General features: G+C 35.7%; 17 protein-coding genes, 1 tRNA gene and 1 riboswitch. Of the genes, 11 read left to right on the top strand and 7 right to left on the bottom strand.

The window, feature by feature from the left end; translation table 11 throughout:
• Window positions 1-732, top strand: a complete 732-nt coding sequence (locus ACZ42G_RS02945) for a GltB/FmdC/FwdC-like GXGXG domain-containing protein (RefSeq protein ID WP_274892315.1) — start codon at window positions 1-3, stop codon at window positions 730-732.
• A gap of 45 nt (window positions 733-777) precedes the next feature.
• On the opposite strand, the gene ACZ42G_RS02940 is transcribed toward ACZ42G_RS02945, so the two are convergent.
• Window positions 778-1,893 (bottom strand): ABC transporter ATP-binding protein, encoded by a 1,116-nt coding sequence (locus ACZ42G_RS02940; protein WP_013787311.1) that lies wholly within the window; start codon window positions 1,891-1,893, stop codon window positions 778-780.
• 224 nt (window positions 1,894-2,117) lie between these two features.
• Window positions 2,118-2,573 (bottom strand): CBO0543 family protein, encoded by a 456-nt coding sequence (locus tag ACZ42G_RS02935; protein WP_464851310.1) that lies wholly within the window; start codon window positions 2,571-2,573, stop codon window positions 2,118-2,120.
• Window positions 2,574-2,696: 123 nt separating this feature from the next.
• Window positions 2,697-2,889, top strand: a riboswitch (Lysine riboswitch).
• A gap of 131 nt (window positions 2,890-3,020) precedes the next feature.
• Here ACZ42G_RS02935 and lysA point away from each other — a divergent pair.
• Complete coding sequence (lysA, locus tag ACZ42G_RS02930; protein ID WP_464852092.1) at window positions 3,021-4,343, top strand: diaminopimelate decarboxylase; 1,323 nt, start codon at window positions 3,021-3,023, stop codon at window positions 4,341-4,343.
• 47 nt (window positions 4,344-4,390) lie between these two features.
• Here lysA and ACZ42G_RS02925 read toward each other — a convergent pair whose 3' ends face one another.
• Window positions 4,391-4,990, bottom strand: a complete 600-nt coding sequence (locus ACZ42G_RS02925; RefSeq protein WP_464851308.1) for a 50S ribosomal protein L25/general stress protein Ctc — start codon at window positions 4,988-4,990, stop codon at window positions 4,391-4,393.
• A gap of 137 nt (window positions 4,991-5,127) precedes the next feature.
• Here ACZ42G_RS02925 and ACZ42G_RS02920 point away from each other — a divergent pair.
• Window positions 5,128-5,203, top strand: a tRNA-Arg gene (locus tag ACZ42G_RS02920).
• Window positions 5,204-5,345: 142 nt separating this feature from the next.
• Here ACZ42G_RS02920 and ACZ42G_RS02915 read toward each other — a convergent pair.
• Both ACZ42G_RS02915 and ACZ42G_RS02910 read right to left on the bottom strand, forming a co-directional pair.
• Window positions 5,346-5,762, bottom strand: coding sequence for a type II toxin-antitoxin system HicB family antitoxin (locus ACZ42G_RS02915; protein WP_464851306.1), 417 nt, complete (start codon window positions 5,760-5,762; stop codon window positions 5,346-5,348).
• Between the two features lie 58 nt (window positions 5,763-5,820).
• Window positions 5,821-6,003: a type II toxin-antitoxin system HicA family toxin gene (locus ACZ42G_RS02910; protein ID WP_085112318.1), complete on the bottom strand. Its 183-nt coding sequence runs from the start codon at window positions 6,001-6,003 to the stop codon at window positions 5,821-5,823.
• 197 nt (window positions 6,004-6,200) lie between these two features.
• Between ACZ42G_RS02910 and ACZ42G_RS02905 the strand changes: the two genes are divergently transcribed.
• The 7 genes from ACZ42G_RS02905 (at window position 6,201) to ACZ42G_RS02875 (ending at window position 13,030) form a co-directional block, all read left to right on the top strand.
• A complete protein-coding gene (locus ACZ42G_RS02905; RefSeq protein WP_464851304.1) occupies window positions 6,201-6,590 on the top strand; it encodes a YmaF family protein in 390 nt (129 codons plus the stop codon).
• 97 nt (window positions 6,591-6,687) lie between these two features.
• Window positions 6,688-7,044 (top strand): hypothetical protein, encoded by a 357-nt coding sequence (locus ACZ42G_RS02900; protein WP_464851302.1) that lies wholly within the window; start codon window positions 6,688-6,690, stop codon window positions 7,042-7,044.
• Between the two features lie 118 nt (window positions 7,045-7,162).
• The gene (locus tag ACZ42G_RS02895; RefSeq protein ID WP_464851300.1) at window positions 7,163-8,146 is read left to right on the top strand and encodes an ABC transporter ATP-binding protein; all 984 of its coding nucleotides are present in this window, start codon (window positions 7,163-7,165) and stop codon (window positions 8,144-8,146) included.
• Entirely contained in the window at window positions 8,112-8,819 is a 708-nt protein-coding gene (locus ACZ42G_RS02890; protein ID WP_464851298.1) for an ABC transporter permease, read from the top strand. Before ACZ42G_RS02895 ends, ACZ42G_RS02890 begins: the two co-directional genes overlap by 35 nt.
• 12 nt (window positions 8,820-8,831) lie before the next feature.
• A complete protein-coding gene (locus ACZ42G_RS02885) occupies window positions 8,832-10,214 on the top strand; it encodes a GldG family protein (protein WP_464851296.1) in 1,383 nt (460 codons plus the stop codon).
• Window positions 10,211-11,104: a DUF4340 domain-containing protein gene (locus ACZ42G_RS02880; protein WP_464851294.1), complete on the top strand. Its 894-nt coding sequence runs from the start codon at window positions 10,211-10,213 to the stop codon at window positions 11,102-11,104. The genes ACZ42G_RS02885 and ACZ42G_RS02880 overlap by 4 nt, the downstream gene beginning before the upstream one ends.
• 171 nt (window positions 11,105-11,275) lie before the next feature.
• The gene (locus ACZ42G_RS02875) at window positions 11,276-13,030 is read left to right on the top strand and encodes a cell division FtsA domain-containing protein (protein WP_464851292.1); all 1,755 of its coding nucleotides are present in this window, start codon (window positions 11,276-11,278) and stop codon (window positions 13,028-13,030) included.
• A gap of 39 nt (window positions 13,031-13,069) precedes the next feature.
• Here the strand turns inward: ACZ42G_RS02875 and ACZ42G_RS02870 are convergent, their stop codons facing one another.
• Window positions 13,070-14,056, bottom strand: coding sequence for an acyl-CoA dehydratase activase (locus tag ACZ42G_RS02870; RefSeq protein ID WP_464851290.1), 987 nt, complete (start codon window positions 14,054-14,056; stop codon window positions 13,070-13,072).
• Between the two features lie 129 nt (window positions 14,057-14,185).
• Between ACZ42G_RS02870 and ACZ42G_RS02865 the strand changes: the two genes are divergently transcribed.
• Window positions 14,186-15,706: an ATP-dependent metallopeptidase FtsH/Yme1/Tma family protein gene (locus tag ACZ42G_RS02865; protein WP_045409132.1), complete on the top strand. Its 1,521-nt coding sequence runs from the start codon at window positions 14,186-14,188 to the stop codon at window positions 15,704-15,706.
• A gap of 12 nt (window positions 15,707-15,718) precedes the next feature.
• On the opposite strand, the gene ACZ42G_RS02860 is transcribed toward ACZ42G_RS02865, so the two are convergent.
• The gene (locus tag ACZ42G_RS02860; protein WP_274892306.1) at window positions 15,719-16,399 is read right to left on the bottom strand and encodes a TIGR01906 family membrane protein; all 681 of its coding nucleotides are present in this window, start codon (window positions 16,397-16,399) and stop codon (window positions 15,719-15,721) included.
• Window positions 16,400-16,401 lie beyond the last annotated feature (2 nt).

The raw sequence follows: 16,401 nt of genomic DNA, 5'->3' as shown, positions 1-16,401 counted from the left end.
GTGAAGACAATCGATGCAAAAGATATGCATTACAAAGACTTAAACGAAATGATAAAAGAACTAGTCAATGCAGGAGAAGATGTAATAAACTTAAAAAACGTAAACGGACAAAGGTATATAGGAGATAACTTAAATGGCAGTACAAAAATAAACATAGAAGGTACGCCAGGAAATGACTTAGCCGCATTTATGGACGGATTGACGATTGAAGTGTTTGGCAATGGCCAAGACGCCATCGGAAACACCATGAACGACGGAAGCATAATAGTCCACGGTCACGTTGGAGATGTTGTTGGATACGGCATGAGAGGCGGTTCCATGTATATAAAAAACGATGCCGGATACAGAGTAGGTATCCACATGAAGCAGTACAAAGACAAAGTTCCAGTAGTCGTAATAGGTGGAACGCCGGGAGACTTCTTTGGTGAATACATGGCAGGTGGATGCATGATAGTGTTAAATTTAAGCAACAAGAAAGATATCGTCGGTGAATACTGCGGAACAGGAATGCACGGCGGTGTCATATATTTAAGGTGCAACGACGTAGAAGATTACAAGCTTGGAAAAGAAGTAATAAAAGAAGAAGCGACAGAAGAAGATTTAAAGGAAATAAGCAAATACATCAAAAATTTTTCATCGTATTTCAAGTACGACTACGATAAAATCATGAACCACAAGTTTATAAAGCTGCATCCTGCAGGTCATAGACCGTACGGAAAACTGTATGCATAAATAAAACCCATAGGAAGAATAATCTCTCCTATGGGTTTTATTGCTTTATCTATTTAATATCGTCTGCTCTGTCTGCTTGTCAAACAGATGGAGTTTATTTGTATCAAGACCGATTTTGATTATATCGCCAGCCTTTGCTGTCGATCTTGGATCAACTCTCGCTGTAAGCGGCTGTCCTTGCAAATCAAGGTAGAGATATGTTTCAGAACCCATAAGCTCTGTAACATCTACTTTAGTCTCAATAACGCTATCTGGATATGCTTCAAGGAAAACTTCCTCGTCATGCAGATCTTCTGGTCTTATGCCCAATACAACTTCTTTACCTATATAGCTTTCATCTTTTAACCTCTTTACGATTCCATCTGGAACCACAACTTTAAAGCCTTTGAAAGATGCATAAACTTTTCCGTTTTCACTTTCAAGCCTTGCATCTATGAAATTCATCTGTGGGCTTCCAATAAAACCTGCAACAAACAAATTATCAGGATGCTCATATATTACTTGCGGCTTATCTACCTGCTGTATAACGCCATCTTTCATGACTACTATTCTTGATCCCATCGTCATAGCCTCTGTCTGATCGTGTGTTACATATATAAATGTCGTCTGTAATCTGTCATGAAGCTTTGCAATCTCTGTCCTCATCTGAACCCTAAGCTTTGCATCCAAGTTTGAAAGAGGCTCATCCATGAGGAACACCTTAGGATTACGAACTATAGCACGTCCTAAAGCAACCCTCTGCCTTTGTCCTCCTGACAATGCCTTTGGCTTTCTCTTTAAATAATCTTCTATGCCAAGTATCCTGGCTGCTTCCTTTACTTTTTGATCTATCTCTGCCCTTGGCACTTTTCTAAGCTTTAAGCCGAAAGCCATGTTGTCATAGACTGTCATGTGCGGGTACAGAGCATAGTTCTGGAACACCATCGCTATATCCCTGTCCTTTGGTGGCACATCATTTACTAATTTCCCGTCAATATATAACTCTCCTTGACTTATCTCCTCAAGACCAGCAACCATCCTTAATGTAGTAGATTTTCCGCATCCAGATGGTCCAACTAAGACTATAAATTCTTTGTCTTTAATCTCCAAGTTGAAATCTTTAACAGCCGTCACTCCACCCTGATATGTTTTGTATACATGCTTAAGAATAACATCAGCCATCTTTCGATATCCCCCTTAAAATGGTAAACGTTTGATACTTATATTATAATATTATTTTTCAGTATTTCAAATATACAATACCTATGATATTTACATCTTTTTTTTGTACATTATTAATCATCTGTTTTTTCTCAAGCCATCTAAGTATCTAAACCACATGTAAACAAGTATTGAATCTATAGAAACAATTAAGATAAATTTAAGCACGCTTATCCTCCATTCAATTATCTTTCATTTCTCATCCACGGTGCCAATCTAAATATTGTAATCAGATTGCCTAAAGACATCAATGCCAAGACATCTATCGTAATGCTGTAAAAGTAATGCCAATGCACGTATTTAAGAGCATCAGACAGCTTTAATGCGTACTCTAATCCAAAAAACAAAGCAGTAGATACAAAAACATTTATAAGCCTCAATATTCTATTCTCCGGATAAGTCTGTGCGTATAATATGCCTATCGTAAATGGCGCACCAAATGTAAAAAAGAATGATGAATTGAAAATTTTTAAAATATCGTACCTAAAATCATATAATTCTAAGTGAAATGCCATATTGTCAATTATTAACTGGCAAATAGAAGCCATGACTCCTGCCCATATCGTATATTTTATCTGTTTAAAATCAATAAGCAAGATGAAAATTAACCAAGATGCTATAAAAGTCATCAACCACTGCATAACATCACCCCTTCAAAGTCTCATTATTGATTATTCCCTCAATGATTTATAAATATGTTGACACATTCAGTTTTTAATGATATCATATTAAAAAATAAATACTATGTACCTCATCTTCCTTGAAGGTGAGGTAGAGGAGCGGAGCATCAAGAGTAACATGCAATAGGTTTTAAGGAACCGATGATTGCATGTGAAAGGGATAAATCCGCCGAAGCATGTAGATACCTTAATATCTACATAGCTGGGCCTATGCATAAGATGTATAGGACTGTCACAAGTAGTTAACCCGGACTATTTGTGATGAGCTATCTCGCTAAGGGAAAGGAGGTATTTCTATGTCTATTGACGCACAGCTAAAGAAAATACCTTAGCTGTTTTTATTTATACATTGATTTTGATATTTTAAATTAATAAAGTGATGGAGATGGTTTTGTGTTTCAAAAGAACATGCGTATAAATTCAAAAGGTCATTTAGAAATTGCTGGGTGTGATACTGTAAAGATAGCAAAGCAATACGGTACTCCCCTTTACGTCATAGATGAAGAACTACTAAGAGAAAATTGCCGTTCCTTCTACAACGGTTTTAAGAAAAATTATCCAGGAAATGAAGTGATTTATGCCAGCAAGGCATTTATGACAACAGCTATATGTAAAATCATAGAAGAAGAAAATTTAGGATTAGACGTAGTATCCGGTGGTGAACTCTATACAGCGCTAAAAGCCGATTTTCCTGTTCAAAATATATATTTCCACGGTAACAACAAATCAATGGATGAGCTAACAATGGCATTGGAATACAACATAGGCTGCATTATAGTCGACAATTGGTTTGAACTCAATATGCTAAACGAACTGGCTTTAAAGATGGGCAAAAAACCCAATATATACTTGAGAATTTCACCCGGTGTAGAAGCCCATACCCACGAATACATTAAAACTGGTCAAATAGACTCTAAGTTTGGATTCCCTCTTTTTAACGGGGATGCTCTCGATGCAATAAAGTACGCTTTGACGCTGGATAATGTAAATCTAACCGGTTTACACTGCCATATAGGTTCACAGATTTTTAGCTATGATTCGTATAAGGCAGAAATAGATATAATGATGAACTTCCTCAAAAAAGTAAAAGATACTACAGGTTGGGAAGTCGAAAATCTGGATTTAGGTGGCGGATTTGGAATAGCTTACGTTGAAGAAGATGACCCACAACCTATAGAGTTAATAGCAAGCGAGATATTGAAGACAGTTGAAGAATTTTCAAAAGAATTAAATATAAAAAGGCCTCACATAATCGTAGAGCCAGGTCGCTCTATAATTGGCAATGCAGGCACTACGCTTTACACTGTTGGAGCAATAAAAAACATCCCTGGCGTAAGAAAGTACGTTTCAGTTGACGGCGGTATGGCTGACAATATACGGACAGCTTTGTACGGTGCTAAATACAATGCAATTGTGGCTAATAAAGCTCGCAAAATAAATCTTGAGAAAGTTTCTATTGCAGGAAAATGTTGTGAATCTGGTGACATGCTTATATGGGACATAGATTTGCCACAACTTGAAAGTGGCGATATAATAGCTGTCACATGTACAGGCGCTTACAATTACTCAATGGCAAGCAATTACAATCGCCTTCCCCGCCCTGCTGCTGTACTTCTAAATAATGGCGAATCAGATTTAATAGTAGCCAGGGAAACATATGATGACTTAATCAAAAATGATGTAATACCAGAAAGACTTTTAAGTGAAAAGAAAAAGATCATAAACTATTGAAAAATTAAAAGGAGCAAAATGCTCCTTTTAATTTTTCTCAAATATTCTTATTCATTTCCAGAAGCCGTTTCCGTAGACTCTTCTACTTCCACATCAGCATTCTTTGGCGCTACTATTGTCAATATGACTTCGTCAGAATCATCTACCTTCTCAACACCTTCAGGGACAACTACATCTTTTACAAGTATCGTATCTCCTATTCCTAAATTAGATACATCTACTACAATCTCTTCTGGAATAACCGTTGGCAGAGCCTCAACATTAAGCTCCCACTTCTGATGCTGCACTAAAAGACCTTTGCTTTCAATAACGCCTACACCTTCAAATTTAAGCGGTACAGCTGCTTCAACCTTCTCATTCATAGATACTCGCTGAAAATCTATATGTATCAGCTTTCCAGTCAACTCATCCTTTTGTTCATCTTTCAGTATTGCTTGATGTGTAGCACCGTTAACTATCAAATTGAGGAGGACATTCCTGCCGTGTTTTTGTACTATTGTGCGAAGCTTACCGGTTTCAACAGCTAGTGGAATGCTCTCCATGCCTTTCCCGTATAGTATGGCAGGAATGTAGCCTTTTTCCTTCAGCCTGCGGGCCGCATTCTTACCCGGTGTTCTCAATACAGCTTCAAGTTCGACATTTTGCATTGTCTCTCCTCCTTCGTATTTATTTTATTCAATTTTTAATTAATTATAGCACTATGCAGCAGAAATATCAAATTTATGTCGGCTAATACGGTTGACTTATGCCTTTTAAAAAGGATATAATGTAATATGAAGTTTGTGCGCCTGTAGCTCAGTGGATAGAGCGTTCGGCTCCGAACCGGGAGGTCGCAGGTTCGATTCCTGTCAGGCGCACCATAATGTTTGAAAATACTGGATTTTAAGCAATATATGATTTTCATTTTTCTTTTATTCCCACACTTTTCCCACACTAAAAATAAAAATTAGATTAGAAACATAAAAAGATTGTCTTGGATTGTCATGAAATAAAGCACCCATTTTAGAGTGCTTTATATCTATCTGTTATTTTTAATTGTTCTTTTAGTGCATATTGAAGTACTTGTGAAAAGTTTATGTTTGCATTTTCTGCTGCCTCATTTAACCATCGTGGGATTGTTACTGTTTTATTTACACTTTTATTGGCCATTTCATCACGAACAGGAGGCATGTAAACCTCGATAAGATTTACAAAAGCACCTTCAGGAACTTTTATCTTTTCTGGAGCTGTTGGTATTGGAATTGTTTCGTTATCCTCTTCCAAATTGTATATATAAAGCTCTAAAGCATCCTTAGCCATGTATAATGCTTCATCAAGTGTATCACCTTCAGTTATGCACCCTGGCAAATCTGGAAAAGTTACAGTATAACCGCCGTTTCCATCAGACTCAAATACAGCTGGGAAAATATATCTATCCATAACAAAACCTCCTTTTATATTTTTATTTTATGTTAGCCTTTTATGCAAACAGAATTTTTTATTTTAACCCTGCTTGCTTTAGGATTGAATTCAATGTTTTAGGCTTTAAGTCTTTGTTGTGATATGGAATTTGAATTTTGCCTGGTTTTGAAGAATGTATCATATGTACATGAGAGCCTCTCTGATTTTTTATTATCCATCCTTCTTTCTGAAGCATTTTTATTAATTCCTTGGGTTTCATTTCCCTCACTCCTGACAATTATATTATAGCACGTGCATATCACACGTGTCAATATACTTTGTAAAAATTGTAAAAACCTTAGCATTATATTTTTTTATAAATATTAAACCTTCTAAAATGACTTTTTAAGCACATATTATATTACATTTGCATATTATATCATTGTCATTACTCAATAATTTTTGGAGGTTGAATTTATGGAATTATCAATTGAAGAAATTAAAAACTATTTTGATCTTTATAACAATAAAAAAGATGAAGGTCAAACTCATAACCACGAATTTTTAGGAAGTACCATGTTAGCAGGTGAACACGAAGAAGAAGAGCACAATCACAGATTTGCTGGTGTCACAAGCCAAGTGATAAAAGATGGTGATAGTCATGTCCATGCAATCTTAGTAAGCACGGATTTTTATGAAGATCATCATCACGAAATTGGTGTAATAACAGGGCCAGCTATTGACGTCGGTGAGGGTAAGCATGTTCATTTTGTAGAAGGCAAGACTACTGTGGATGACGACCACTATCATAAATTCGTCTTTGCAACTTTGATAGAAGATCCGATTTCAAAGCATAAACATTGTTAAGTTTTGAATCGAGATTTTAATGTACCCGGTAAAACCGGGTATTTTTTCATAATACATATTTATCTTAATTAAGCCCAAAATATATTTGGGTGATTTTATGAAAATAAATGGATATTTTTACAGTTTAGAAAAGGCCAATAAAGCTTCTGCCTATTTAAAAAGTATGGGATATAAGGCGTACATCGACATTATCGACAAATATGCAGATACTTATAATGACAAGCAAAATATAGCTGGCACAGAAACAGGACCTACACTGGCATCTCTTGTCTTAAAATCAGGACACACTTTCGACATAAGAAAAAGTCCTATGTTGATGTCAGATCCCATGATAAGCGAAATGGGCTATTACGATGAAACTGCCGATGCAAATATACAGCTTAATGTAGAAGTCAGTGATGATAAGATAAACGATGTAGTAAAAGTTATCAGTTCTTTTGGCGGCTTAACATAGGGCTTTTTAAAGCTCTATGATTTTTTTATTTTAAAATTCTCTTACATTTTATTAACAATTTGTTAATAAAAGTTGGTTATAATTAAGTAGTATATACAAAAAGGAGGTTTAGCCGCGTATGATGATTGAAGTAAACAACGTTACCAAAGTTTACGGAAGCCGCAAAGCCGTTGACAACATAAGCTTTTCTGTTGATAGCGGAGAAATCGTAGGGTTCTTAGGCCCAAATGGAGCTGGAAAAAGCTCAACGATGAAAATGATAACTGGTTTTATGCCGCCAACATCAGGCACAATAAAAATTGCTGGATACGATATTATAGAAGATTCTATAAAAGCCAAAAAACATATTGGCTATCTTCCAGAAGTTCCACCATTGTACCTGGATATGACTGTTGAAGCATATCTGGCCTTTGTCTGCGAATTGAAAGAAGTCCCAAATGACAAGAAAAAAGCTACAGTAGATAAAGTCATAGGTGAAGTTGGTTTGTCAGACGTAAGAAAAAGGATCATTAAAAACCTTTCAAAAGGTTATAAGCAAAGAGTAGGTCTTGCACAAGCAATCGTAGGAGATCCAGATGTATTGGTACTGGATGAGCCAACGGTAGGTTTAGATCCAAAACAAATCAAAGAAATAAGAGATATCATAAAAGAATTAGGAAAAAAACATACAATAATTCTAAGTACGCATATTTTGCCAGAAGTAAGCATGATATGCGATAGAGTTATAATCATAAACAAAGGCAAGATTGTAGCGGTAGATTCAACTGAAAATTTGACAGACACCATAGGAAAATCAAAAAGATATTTCATAAAAGTAATAGGTTCTGTAGAAAAAATATCGACTACTTTAAGAGGAATAAATGGAATTAAAAACTTTAAATCAAAAGTGGATTCTAAAGAAAATTGCATCGACGTAGATGTTGAAACAGATGTAGACCATGACCTAAGAAAAGAGATTTTCTTTTCCTTTGCAAACCAAAGTTTGCCTATCATTGAATTTAGGCCTGTAAACTACAGCTTAGAAGAAGTCTTCCTACAGCTTACAACAGATGAGGAGGTAAATGATAATGAAAATACTGACAATATACAAAAGGGAGCTTAAGTCCTACTTTCTTTCGCCTCTTGCGTATGTACTGGTAGGCTTTTTGCTGCTTATATCTGGATATTTCTTTGCAACATTTGTCCTTTCAACGCAATACGCCTTAATGTCACCAGTTTTTGGAAATATGGTGTTTGTATTCATGTTTGTAAGCCCTATTTTGACCATGAGGCTAATATCGGAAGAAATGAAAAATGGCACAGATCAACTACTTATGACATCACCTCTTAGGATAACCGACATGGTTTTAGGAAAATACTTTGCTGCATTGACTGTTTATACATTATCTTTGGTGATTTCTTTAATATATCCTTTGTACCTTAAAATATACAGCACACCTGACTTTGGCCCAATTTTGACAGGATACATTGGGACATTTTTGATGGGTGCAGCATTTATCGCAATAGGCATTTTTGCTTCATCTTTAACCGAAAATCAGCTAATTGCAGGCGTCATAGGTTTTTCAATATTACTGCTCTTTTGGATCGTTAGCTGGCTGGGAGATGTTTTTCAGGGAACAGCAAAAAACATTGTAGACAACATTTCACTTCTGCAAAGATTCACTAACTTTCAAAACGGTGTTTTAAGCTTAAACGACGTTGTCTTCTACTTGAGTGTGATAATATTCTTTGTATTTGTCACTATAATGGTAGTCGACAAAAGACGCTGGAGTTAGGAGGTAATTCTATTGAACAAACTTAGATTAAAATACGGAAGCAACATGGTTTTATCTATTGTTATTTTACTTGGCATATTGATCTTTGGCAATTTAGTATTGGCTCAAAAACCTGTAAAATGGGATCTCACTAAGTCAAAACAGTATACCCTTTCTGATAAGACGAAACAAGTATTGAAAAATCTAAAGACAGATGTGACAGTCTACGCATTTTTCCAAAACGACAGTGCAAAGACACAAGTTCAAAATCTTTTAGATGAATACACAGCATTGTCAAAAAGGATAAAAGTGCAATTCATCGATCCTGACAAAAATCCATCGCTGGCGCAAAAGTACGGAATTACAGATTACGATACAACGTTGTTTTTAAACAGCAAAGATGACAGCAAGAGGCAGATCGTAAATTCATACGACATTTTCACACAATCTCAAGAAACCGGCCAGAATATCTTCAGCGGTGAGCAACAATTTACTCAAGCAATAATCAATGTCACCGAAGTCAACAAGACAAATGCTTACATCATCCAAGGCCATAATGAAGTAAACAGCACAGATTCACTTACTACGTTTAAGTCGGCATTGCAAGGTGAAGGCTACAGCGTAAACGACCTTAATATTGGTCAAGCTGGTGGCATACCAAAAGATGCAGGGCTTATAATCATTGCCAATCCAAAATCAGATTACACTCAGCAAGAAATGAATGCTATAATGGATTATCTGAAAAAAGGCGGAAAGGCCTTCATCATGATGGGAGCTGAAAATGGCCCTCTTACTGAAAAATCAATCAATGATATTTTGTCAAATTGGAATGTGAAAATTGACAATGACATAGTTGTGGATCCTTCAAGAAACTATTTTATGGACGCTTTATCGCCTGTACCAGAATATGGATACCATGACATCACTGACAAACTGGAATCAGCTAATTTAGCAACTGTTGCTCCAAGCTCCAGAAGTATTACTTACAAAGCGTCAAGTAGCAGCAATATCTCGATTCAATCATTCTTGACCACCAGCGATAAAGCGTGGGGAGAAACGAATTTCAACAGCAAGCAGGCATCTTACGACAAAAACGACATAAAAGGACCTTTGACATTAGGCGTTACCATCTCTGACAGCAAAACAGGTATGAAGATAGTAGTGTTGGGAAACGACCTTATGGCTACAGATAGAGTTATAGGTTTAGAAGGCAATAGAGATCTCCTTATGAACAGCGCAAACTGGCTTACAAATAAGACAGTGCAGATTTCCATAAGTCCTAAATCTCTCGACTACGCAACAGTGTTTATGACCGGAAAACAAGCTGATTACATGTTCATAGTCACAGTTATAGTTATACCTTTAGTTATCTGGATCATAGGCGGCTACGTCTTCTTCAGGAGGAGAGCTTTATGAAGACTTTTAGAAACACTATAATAATGCTTTTAATTCTCGGCGTACTTGCAGGATACTATTACTACGCAAAATCTACAAAAAAGCCTGCGCCGTCTACAAATATAATAAGCATAAGCAAAAGCAAAATATCTTATGTAGACATAAAAGATGCAGGCAATGAATTGGCTATTAAAAAAAATGGCAGCACTTATAATGTCACAAAGCCTGTCAGTTATAAGGCAGATAGCACCAGCACAGACGACCTGTTTAATTCGATTTCAGGCCTTAAATACAGCAGAAAATTTACAGATACTGATGTAAAAAAATACGGTTTAGATAAATCTGTTTTTATAATATCAGTATCATCTAATGATGGAAAAAAGGAAGATTTGATTGTAGGAAACAAATCGCCTGTGGGAAATTCGTATTACGCGAAGCTTAAAAATTCTAATTATATATACGTTGTAGATGCCAGCTCAATAGAAAATTTGCAAATAACCAGCAACGACACTTTGTTTAATTACTTGGACAAAGACGTGTACACAATATCAAAAGACAAGATTTCAAAGATAATATACACAGATTCTACTGGAACTTACGATATAGAAAAAAACAAAAGTGGAAAATGGGTTTACAATGGCAAAGAAATAAGCAGCGATAATTCAGAAGCTCTCCTTAATGACATTGTTTTGTTGAGTCCGACAGGCATCGATCCAAACAAAAAAATTGTTGGAAACAATTCAAGTTTTACACTGACAATATCTGACGGAAATAAAAGTGAAGAAGTAAAATTTTTGACTGATGACAATGCCACATATTATTTGCAAAAGAATTCAACTCAGATTGGATTGTATATATCAAAAGACCAATTAAGTAGTTTATTAAGCGATATAAAAAAAGTGATAAAATAAGGAGTCGTTGTACTCCTTATTTCTTTGCCACTTAAATGTCATCTTCTTTAATCGTATTATCTGTTTCTCCATAAAATTTACTTTTAAGGTAAATAAAAAAATTGTATAATGTATAATATGATTATTTAAAATATATTTTTGTTTTACGATATATTTGTCGGGGGAATTTTGATGAACGATAATTTGATTTTTTCACTTGACATAGGTACAAGAATTGTTGTAGGTATAGTAGGCGTGCCAGAAAATGATAAGCTGAAAGTCTTAGCTGTCGAACAAATGGAGCATACAGATAGAGTTATGTTTGACGGCCAAGTTCACGACATCGACAAGGTGGCATCTGTCGCAATCAAGATAAAAGAAAAACTGGAAAAAAAGCTTGGAATAACACTTAAAAGCGTTAGCCTTGCTGCGGCAGGAAGATCGCTGAAAACTAAAATAGTAAGAGTCGAAAAAAACATTGAAGAAAACTACATAGTGAAAGACAGCGACATAGATAACCTAGTACTGTCTGCATTGAACACAGCAAAAGAAGAAATATCTCGAGAAAACCACACTTTAAAGTACCACATGGTAGGATACTCCATAAAAAGCTTTTACTTAGATGGCCTGCCTATAACAAACCTAAAAGACCACACAGGCAAGGAAATCTCTGTAGAGATAATAGCCACATTCTTGCCGTACGATGTAGTAGAAAGCTTATACTCAGTGGCAAAAAAAGCAGGATTAGAAGTATCGTATCTTACATTGGAGCCGATTGCCGCAATCGGCGTTGCAATAATGCCACAAATTAGAATGCTTAACATAGCGCTTGTAGATATTGGAGCAGGTACATCTGACATAGCCATTTCAAAAGACGGGAATATCATATCATACTCAATGGTTCCATTTGCAGGCGATGAAGTAACTGAAACCATACAGCAACATTACCTTACTGACTTTAATACAGCAGAAAAAATCAAAACCACATCTAAAAAAGATATAAAATTCAAAGACGTCATAGGGCTGCAGCACCAAATATCCCGCTTAGATGTTTTAGATTTAATATCGCCTGTTGTCAAAAATCTCGCAAAGAAAATCTGCGATGAAATCGTAAAGTACAATGGAAAAAGTCCATCTGCTGTATTTTTAGTCGGAGGCAGCAGCAATCTTCCCAACATAGCAGAGGAAATAGCAAAAAATCTATCTATACCGATAGAGAGAGTTTCAGTAAGAGATGCCAGCACCATAACTGTAGTGGATTACAAATGCAAAAAATTAAAGGGCCCAGAGTACATAACACCTATAGGCATAGCATACTCCACCATGATGGACAGAAAAAAAGATTTCATAACAGTTTACTTCAACGACGAAAAATTAGAATTATTAAACCTGAAAGAAATGACAATAATGGACGTACTTTTAAAAACCAACTTTGATTCAAAAAGATTAATCGCAAAGCCAGGTAAAAATTTGTCATTTTCCCTTAACGGTGAAAATATAATCATAAAAGGTCAAATAGGAATACCAGCTAAAATCTTAAAAAATGGCAAAGTCGCAAATCTTAAATCTAAAGTTGAAAACGGAGACAAAATAGTCGTCGAAAGTGGCATAAATGGCAGTGATGCATCTATCTCGATTCGAGAAATAAAAGAAAAGTACAACGCATCTAAAGTCACTGTCAATGATAAAATTGTAGATGACGATTATATGGTAAAAGATGGGGACGCAATTAAAACAATCATAGATGAAGAAGATTGCTTTTACGTATACATAAATGGCGATAAAAAAATTCTCACAGGTAAACAACAATATATTTTTGTGGATATATTTAACACTGTAGACTTTGAAATGCCTAAAAACAAAATTCCTCAGATGACCTTAAATGGCAAAAAAGCATCGTATACGGACATCTTAAAAAAAGGAGATAAAATAGAAATACTTGTTTGATAATAAGGGCCAAATTCGGCCCTTATATTATAATAAGCATCACGATACACTTTGTGAAAAGATATTTTTGTTTGTTGAATTTGACCATTTGCCACACCTGTCTCCCCAGCGTGATACGACTTCTTCGTCTTTTATAAACTCAACAACTTCACAATTGTTTGAACATCCAGAACATATAAACCCCTGCGCCTTATAATCAAAATCGGCAATTTCAAATCCATTAAACTGTGTATATCCTTTTTTCTTTACAGCTTCTTTGGCAAGTATCGCAGCACCTATTGCACCCATCACTCCATAATATTTTGGCACGTATACTTTCATGCCTAAAGCTTTTTCAAAGGCAGCCTTTATGCCTTTGTTGGCCGCTACACCTCCCTGAAATACAATCGGTTCTTTTATATCCTTCCCTTTCCCTACATTGTTTAAATAATTTCTAACTAATGCTTCGCACAAACCGTTTATTATATCGTTAAGCGGATATCCCATCTGTTGCTTATGTATCATGTCAGACTCGGCAAACACTCCGCATCTGCCTGCTATCCTTACAGGATTTTTTGACTCCAACGCCAAATCTCCAAATCTTTCTATTGGTATGTTAAGCCTGTACGCCTGTTGGTCCAGAAACGAACCTGTACCTGCGGCACAAACAGTATTCATGGCAAAATCGACTACAATACCATCCCTTAAAATAATTATCTTAGAATCTTGACCACCTATCTCAAAAATCGTATGAACGTCTGGTATCAAGCTGGATGACGCAATTGCATGAGCAGTAATCTCATTCTTGATGATATCTGCACCTACCATAAGACCTGTCAACTGTCTTCCACTTCCAGTCGTACCGACTCCCTTTACATCTACATCACCATAAAGCCTGTCTCTAATTTCCATCAAAGCCTTTTGAACTGCTTTAATCGGCTGTCCTTGTGTTCTAATATAAACATAATCAATAACCTCATTGTTTGCGTCAATCAATGCCACATCTGTACTGACAGATCCGACGTCAATTCCCATGTATACATCCATTTAAATTACCTCCTTTGCAACAATTTACTATATATCCAAAATTACCCTCAATCTTTATAATTATTATTTACGCATAATTTACAATTGTGGGCAAAAACTATTGTTAGTAAATCACTGGGGGCGATGGCTATGAAAAAAAACTTATATATAATATTATTGACACTATCACTGTTAATAAACATTGTTTTAGGCATGTTGCATGGCAAAAATGGAAATTCAGCGCTTATAATAATTTCAATGCTGACCCTTTTGCTTATAGGGTACATGCTTTACAAAAACAAAGTATCTGAAATGATGCCTGTAAACCTAAAAAATGAATTCCCACCTAAAGAAAAGGAATCCAGCAAAAAGATCAATATTACATTCAGAGATGTAGCAGGACTTGACGAGGTTATTGACGAGCTTAAAATCATCATCGATTTTATAAACAACACTGAAAAGTATGACAGGATGGGTGCTAAAATACCAAAGGGAATACTTTTTTACGGTCCGCCAGGCACAGGCAAAACCTTGCTGGCAACTGCTTTAGCAGGTGAAACAAATTCTACATTCATATCTGCATCAGGTTCAGAATTTGTTGAAAAATACGTAGGCGTTGGAGCCAGCCGCATAAGAGCGTTGTTTGCAAGAGCTAAAAAATCAACACCAAGCATTATCTTCATAGACGAAATCGATGCAGTAGGAAGCAAGCGAAATAACGACAACAATTCTGAAAAAGATCAAACATTGAATCAGCTATTAGTTGAAATGGATGGGTTCAACAGCAATGACGGGATAATCGTAATAGGTGCTACAAACAGGCTGGACATGCTGGATGAAGCCCTTTTAAGGCCAGGAAGATTTGACAGGACTATTCACATAGGAAATCCAAACGTAAAAGCCAGATTGGAAATACTGAAAGTACATACGAGAAATAAGCCTTTAGACACTGACATATCGTTAGATGAAATTGCTAAAAAAACTCACGGCATGACAGGTGCACACTTATCGTCTATATGCAATGAGGCTGCCATTCTCGCTGTAATAAGGCACAAGCAGAGAATAGGAAGAGAAGAATTTGATGAAGCAATAGAGAGGGTCGTCGCAGGCCTTCAAAAGAAAAATCCAGAAGTATTGGAGAAAGAGCGCAAAATTGCGGCACACCATGAAGCAGGTCATGCCATAATCGGAAAAATATTAAACTCCAGCACAGTAGAAAAAATATCCATCGTGCCTCGAGGAGAAGCCTTAGGATACGTCTTAAATTTCCCAAAAGACGATGCCTTCTTGATGACAAAGACAGATTTAAAAAATAAGATAACCATGCTTTTAGGTGGCCGTGCCGCTGAGGAGATAATGTTTAATGAAGTATCAACTGGTGCAGAAAACGACCTAAAGGAAGCTACAAATATTTCATATCAAATGGTTTGCAATTACGGCATGAGCGAATTAGGTCACAGAATATATGACATTAGAATGACAAAAACAACGGATAAAATTGACGCTGAAGTAAATAAAATAATCAATAGCTGCTACACTAATGCAAAGAAAATCCTCTTAGAGAAAAAAGACAAGATAATCTTGATTGCAGATAGATTACTGTCTAACGAGACGATAACGAGAGAAGAAATAGACGAATTGATGAAAGACGAAAAACAAATGTGCATATAAAATAGGCCTTCATTATAGGCCTATTTTACTGTCTTTCTTCCCTTTTAATAAAAAAGATACAAATCCAATTATAATGTATGTAATGATTGAATTCCTGAAAGTCAAATACGATATATCACTGAAAAAACCTTCTGGAAGCATCTGAATTAACCTATCTCGAGTTACATCTAATTGCCATAAATTGTTGTCAAAAAAAATGTGATGAAAATATATAAACCATCTGTTAAAATCCAATGAAACTATGGCTCCTGTAACGAATAAAAACAATATCACAAAAAGCATACCTCGATATGTATGATAAAAAACATCCTCTTTTCTAAAATACAGAAACAAAAAAGCCAAAATATAAATAAATATCATTAAGTTTCTAATCAAAAAGCCATTCTCAAAAAGCTTTCTGACATCTCTCATATGTTCCAATTCCCTATCGTTAAAAACCTTCTGATTTTGTCCATCTATTACAGCGTCTATTTGAAGGTTTTCAGATTTCCCATAAAGATAATCTTGAATTCTTAATGCAACTTTGCTTAATTGCGATTTATCCATACCTGTAACGTACTTAACACCGTATTTGTCAAATTCATTTATATAGAAATTCAAATTAAACGCCAAGTACTGCAAATTCGAAAGTAAGACAATCAAAAATAAAAGCACAGTCATAATTATAGATACAGTTTTATTTGTAACTTTCATTC

This window comes from Thermoanaerobacterium calidifontis, assembly GCF_055381745.1.
Note: the sequence above shows the minus strand (reverse complement) of the source record. Positions and strands in the feature narration are given on the sequence as shown.

What these genes read in the sequence shown, in the direction of transcription:
- ACZ42G_RS02860 (WP_274892306.1), bottom strand. Translation starts at nt 16,399, where the DNA reads ATGAAAGTTACAAATAAAACTGTATCTATAATTATGACTGTGCTTTTA.
- ACZ42G_RS02865 (WP_045409132.1), top strand. Translation starts at nt 14,186, where the DNA reads ATGAAAAAAAACTTATATATAATATTATTGACACTATCACTGTTAATA.
- ACZ42G_RS02890 (WP_464851298.1), top strand. Translation starts at nt 8,112, where the DNA reads ATGAAAATACTGACAATATACAAAAGGGAGCTTAAGTCCTACTTTCTT.
- ACZ42G_RS02895 (WP_464851300.1), top strand. Translation starts at nt 7,163, where the DNA reads ATGATGATTGAAGTAAACAACGTTACCAAAGTTTACGGAAGCCGCAAA.
- ACZ42G_RS02940 (WP_013787311.1), bottom strand. Translation starts at nt 1,893, where the DNA reads ATGGCTGATGTTATTCTTAAGCATGTATACAAAACATATCAGGGTGGA.
- ACZ42G_RS02925 (WP_464851308.1), bottom strand. Translation starts at nt 4,990, where the DNA reads ATGCAAAATGTCGAACTTGAAGCTGTATTGAGAACACCGGGTAAGAAT.
- ACZ42G_RS02915 (WP_464851306.1), bottom strand. Translation starts at nt 5,762, where the DNA reads ATGGATAGATATATTTTCCCAGCTGTATTTGAGTCTGATGGAAACGGC.
- ACZ42G_RS02905 (WP_464851304.1), top strand. Translation starts at nt 6,201, where the DNA reads ATGGAATTATCAATTGAAGAAATTAAAAACTATTTTGATCTTTATAAC.
- ACZ42G_RS02910 (WP_085112318.1), bottom strand. Translation starts at nt 6,003, where the DNA reads ATGAAACCCAAGGAATTAATAAAAATGCTTCAGAAAGAAGGATGGATA.
- ACZ42G_RS02875 (WP_464851292.1), top strand. Translation starts at nt 11,276, where the DNA reads ATGAACGATAATTTGATTTTTTCACTTGACATAGGTACAAGAATTGTT.
- ACZ42G_RS02870 (WP_464851290.1), bottom strand. Translation starts at nt 14,056, where the DNA reads ATGGATGTATACATGGGAATTGACGTCGGATCTGTCAGTACAGATGTG.
- ACZ42G_RS02880 (WP_464851294.1), top strand. Translation starts at nt 10,211, where the DNA reads ATGAAGACTTTTAGAAACACTATAATAATGCTTTTAATTCTCGGCGTA.
- ACZ42G_RS02935 (WP_464851310.1), bottom strand. Translation starts at nt 2,573, where the DNA reads ATGCAGTGGTTGATGACTTTTATAGCATCTTGGTTAATTTTCATCTTG.
- lysA (WP_464852092.1), top strand. Translation starts at nt 3,021, where the DNA reads ATGCGTATAAATTCAAAAGGTCATTTAGAAATTGCTGGGTGTGATACT.
- ACZ42G_RS02900 (WP_464851302.1), top strand. Translation starts at nt 6,688, where the DNA reads ATGAAAATAAATGGATATTTTTACAGTTTAGAAAAGGCCAATAAAGCT.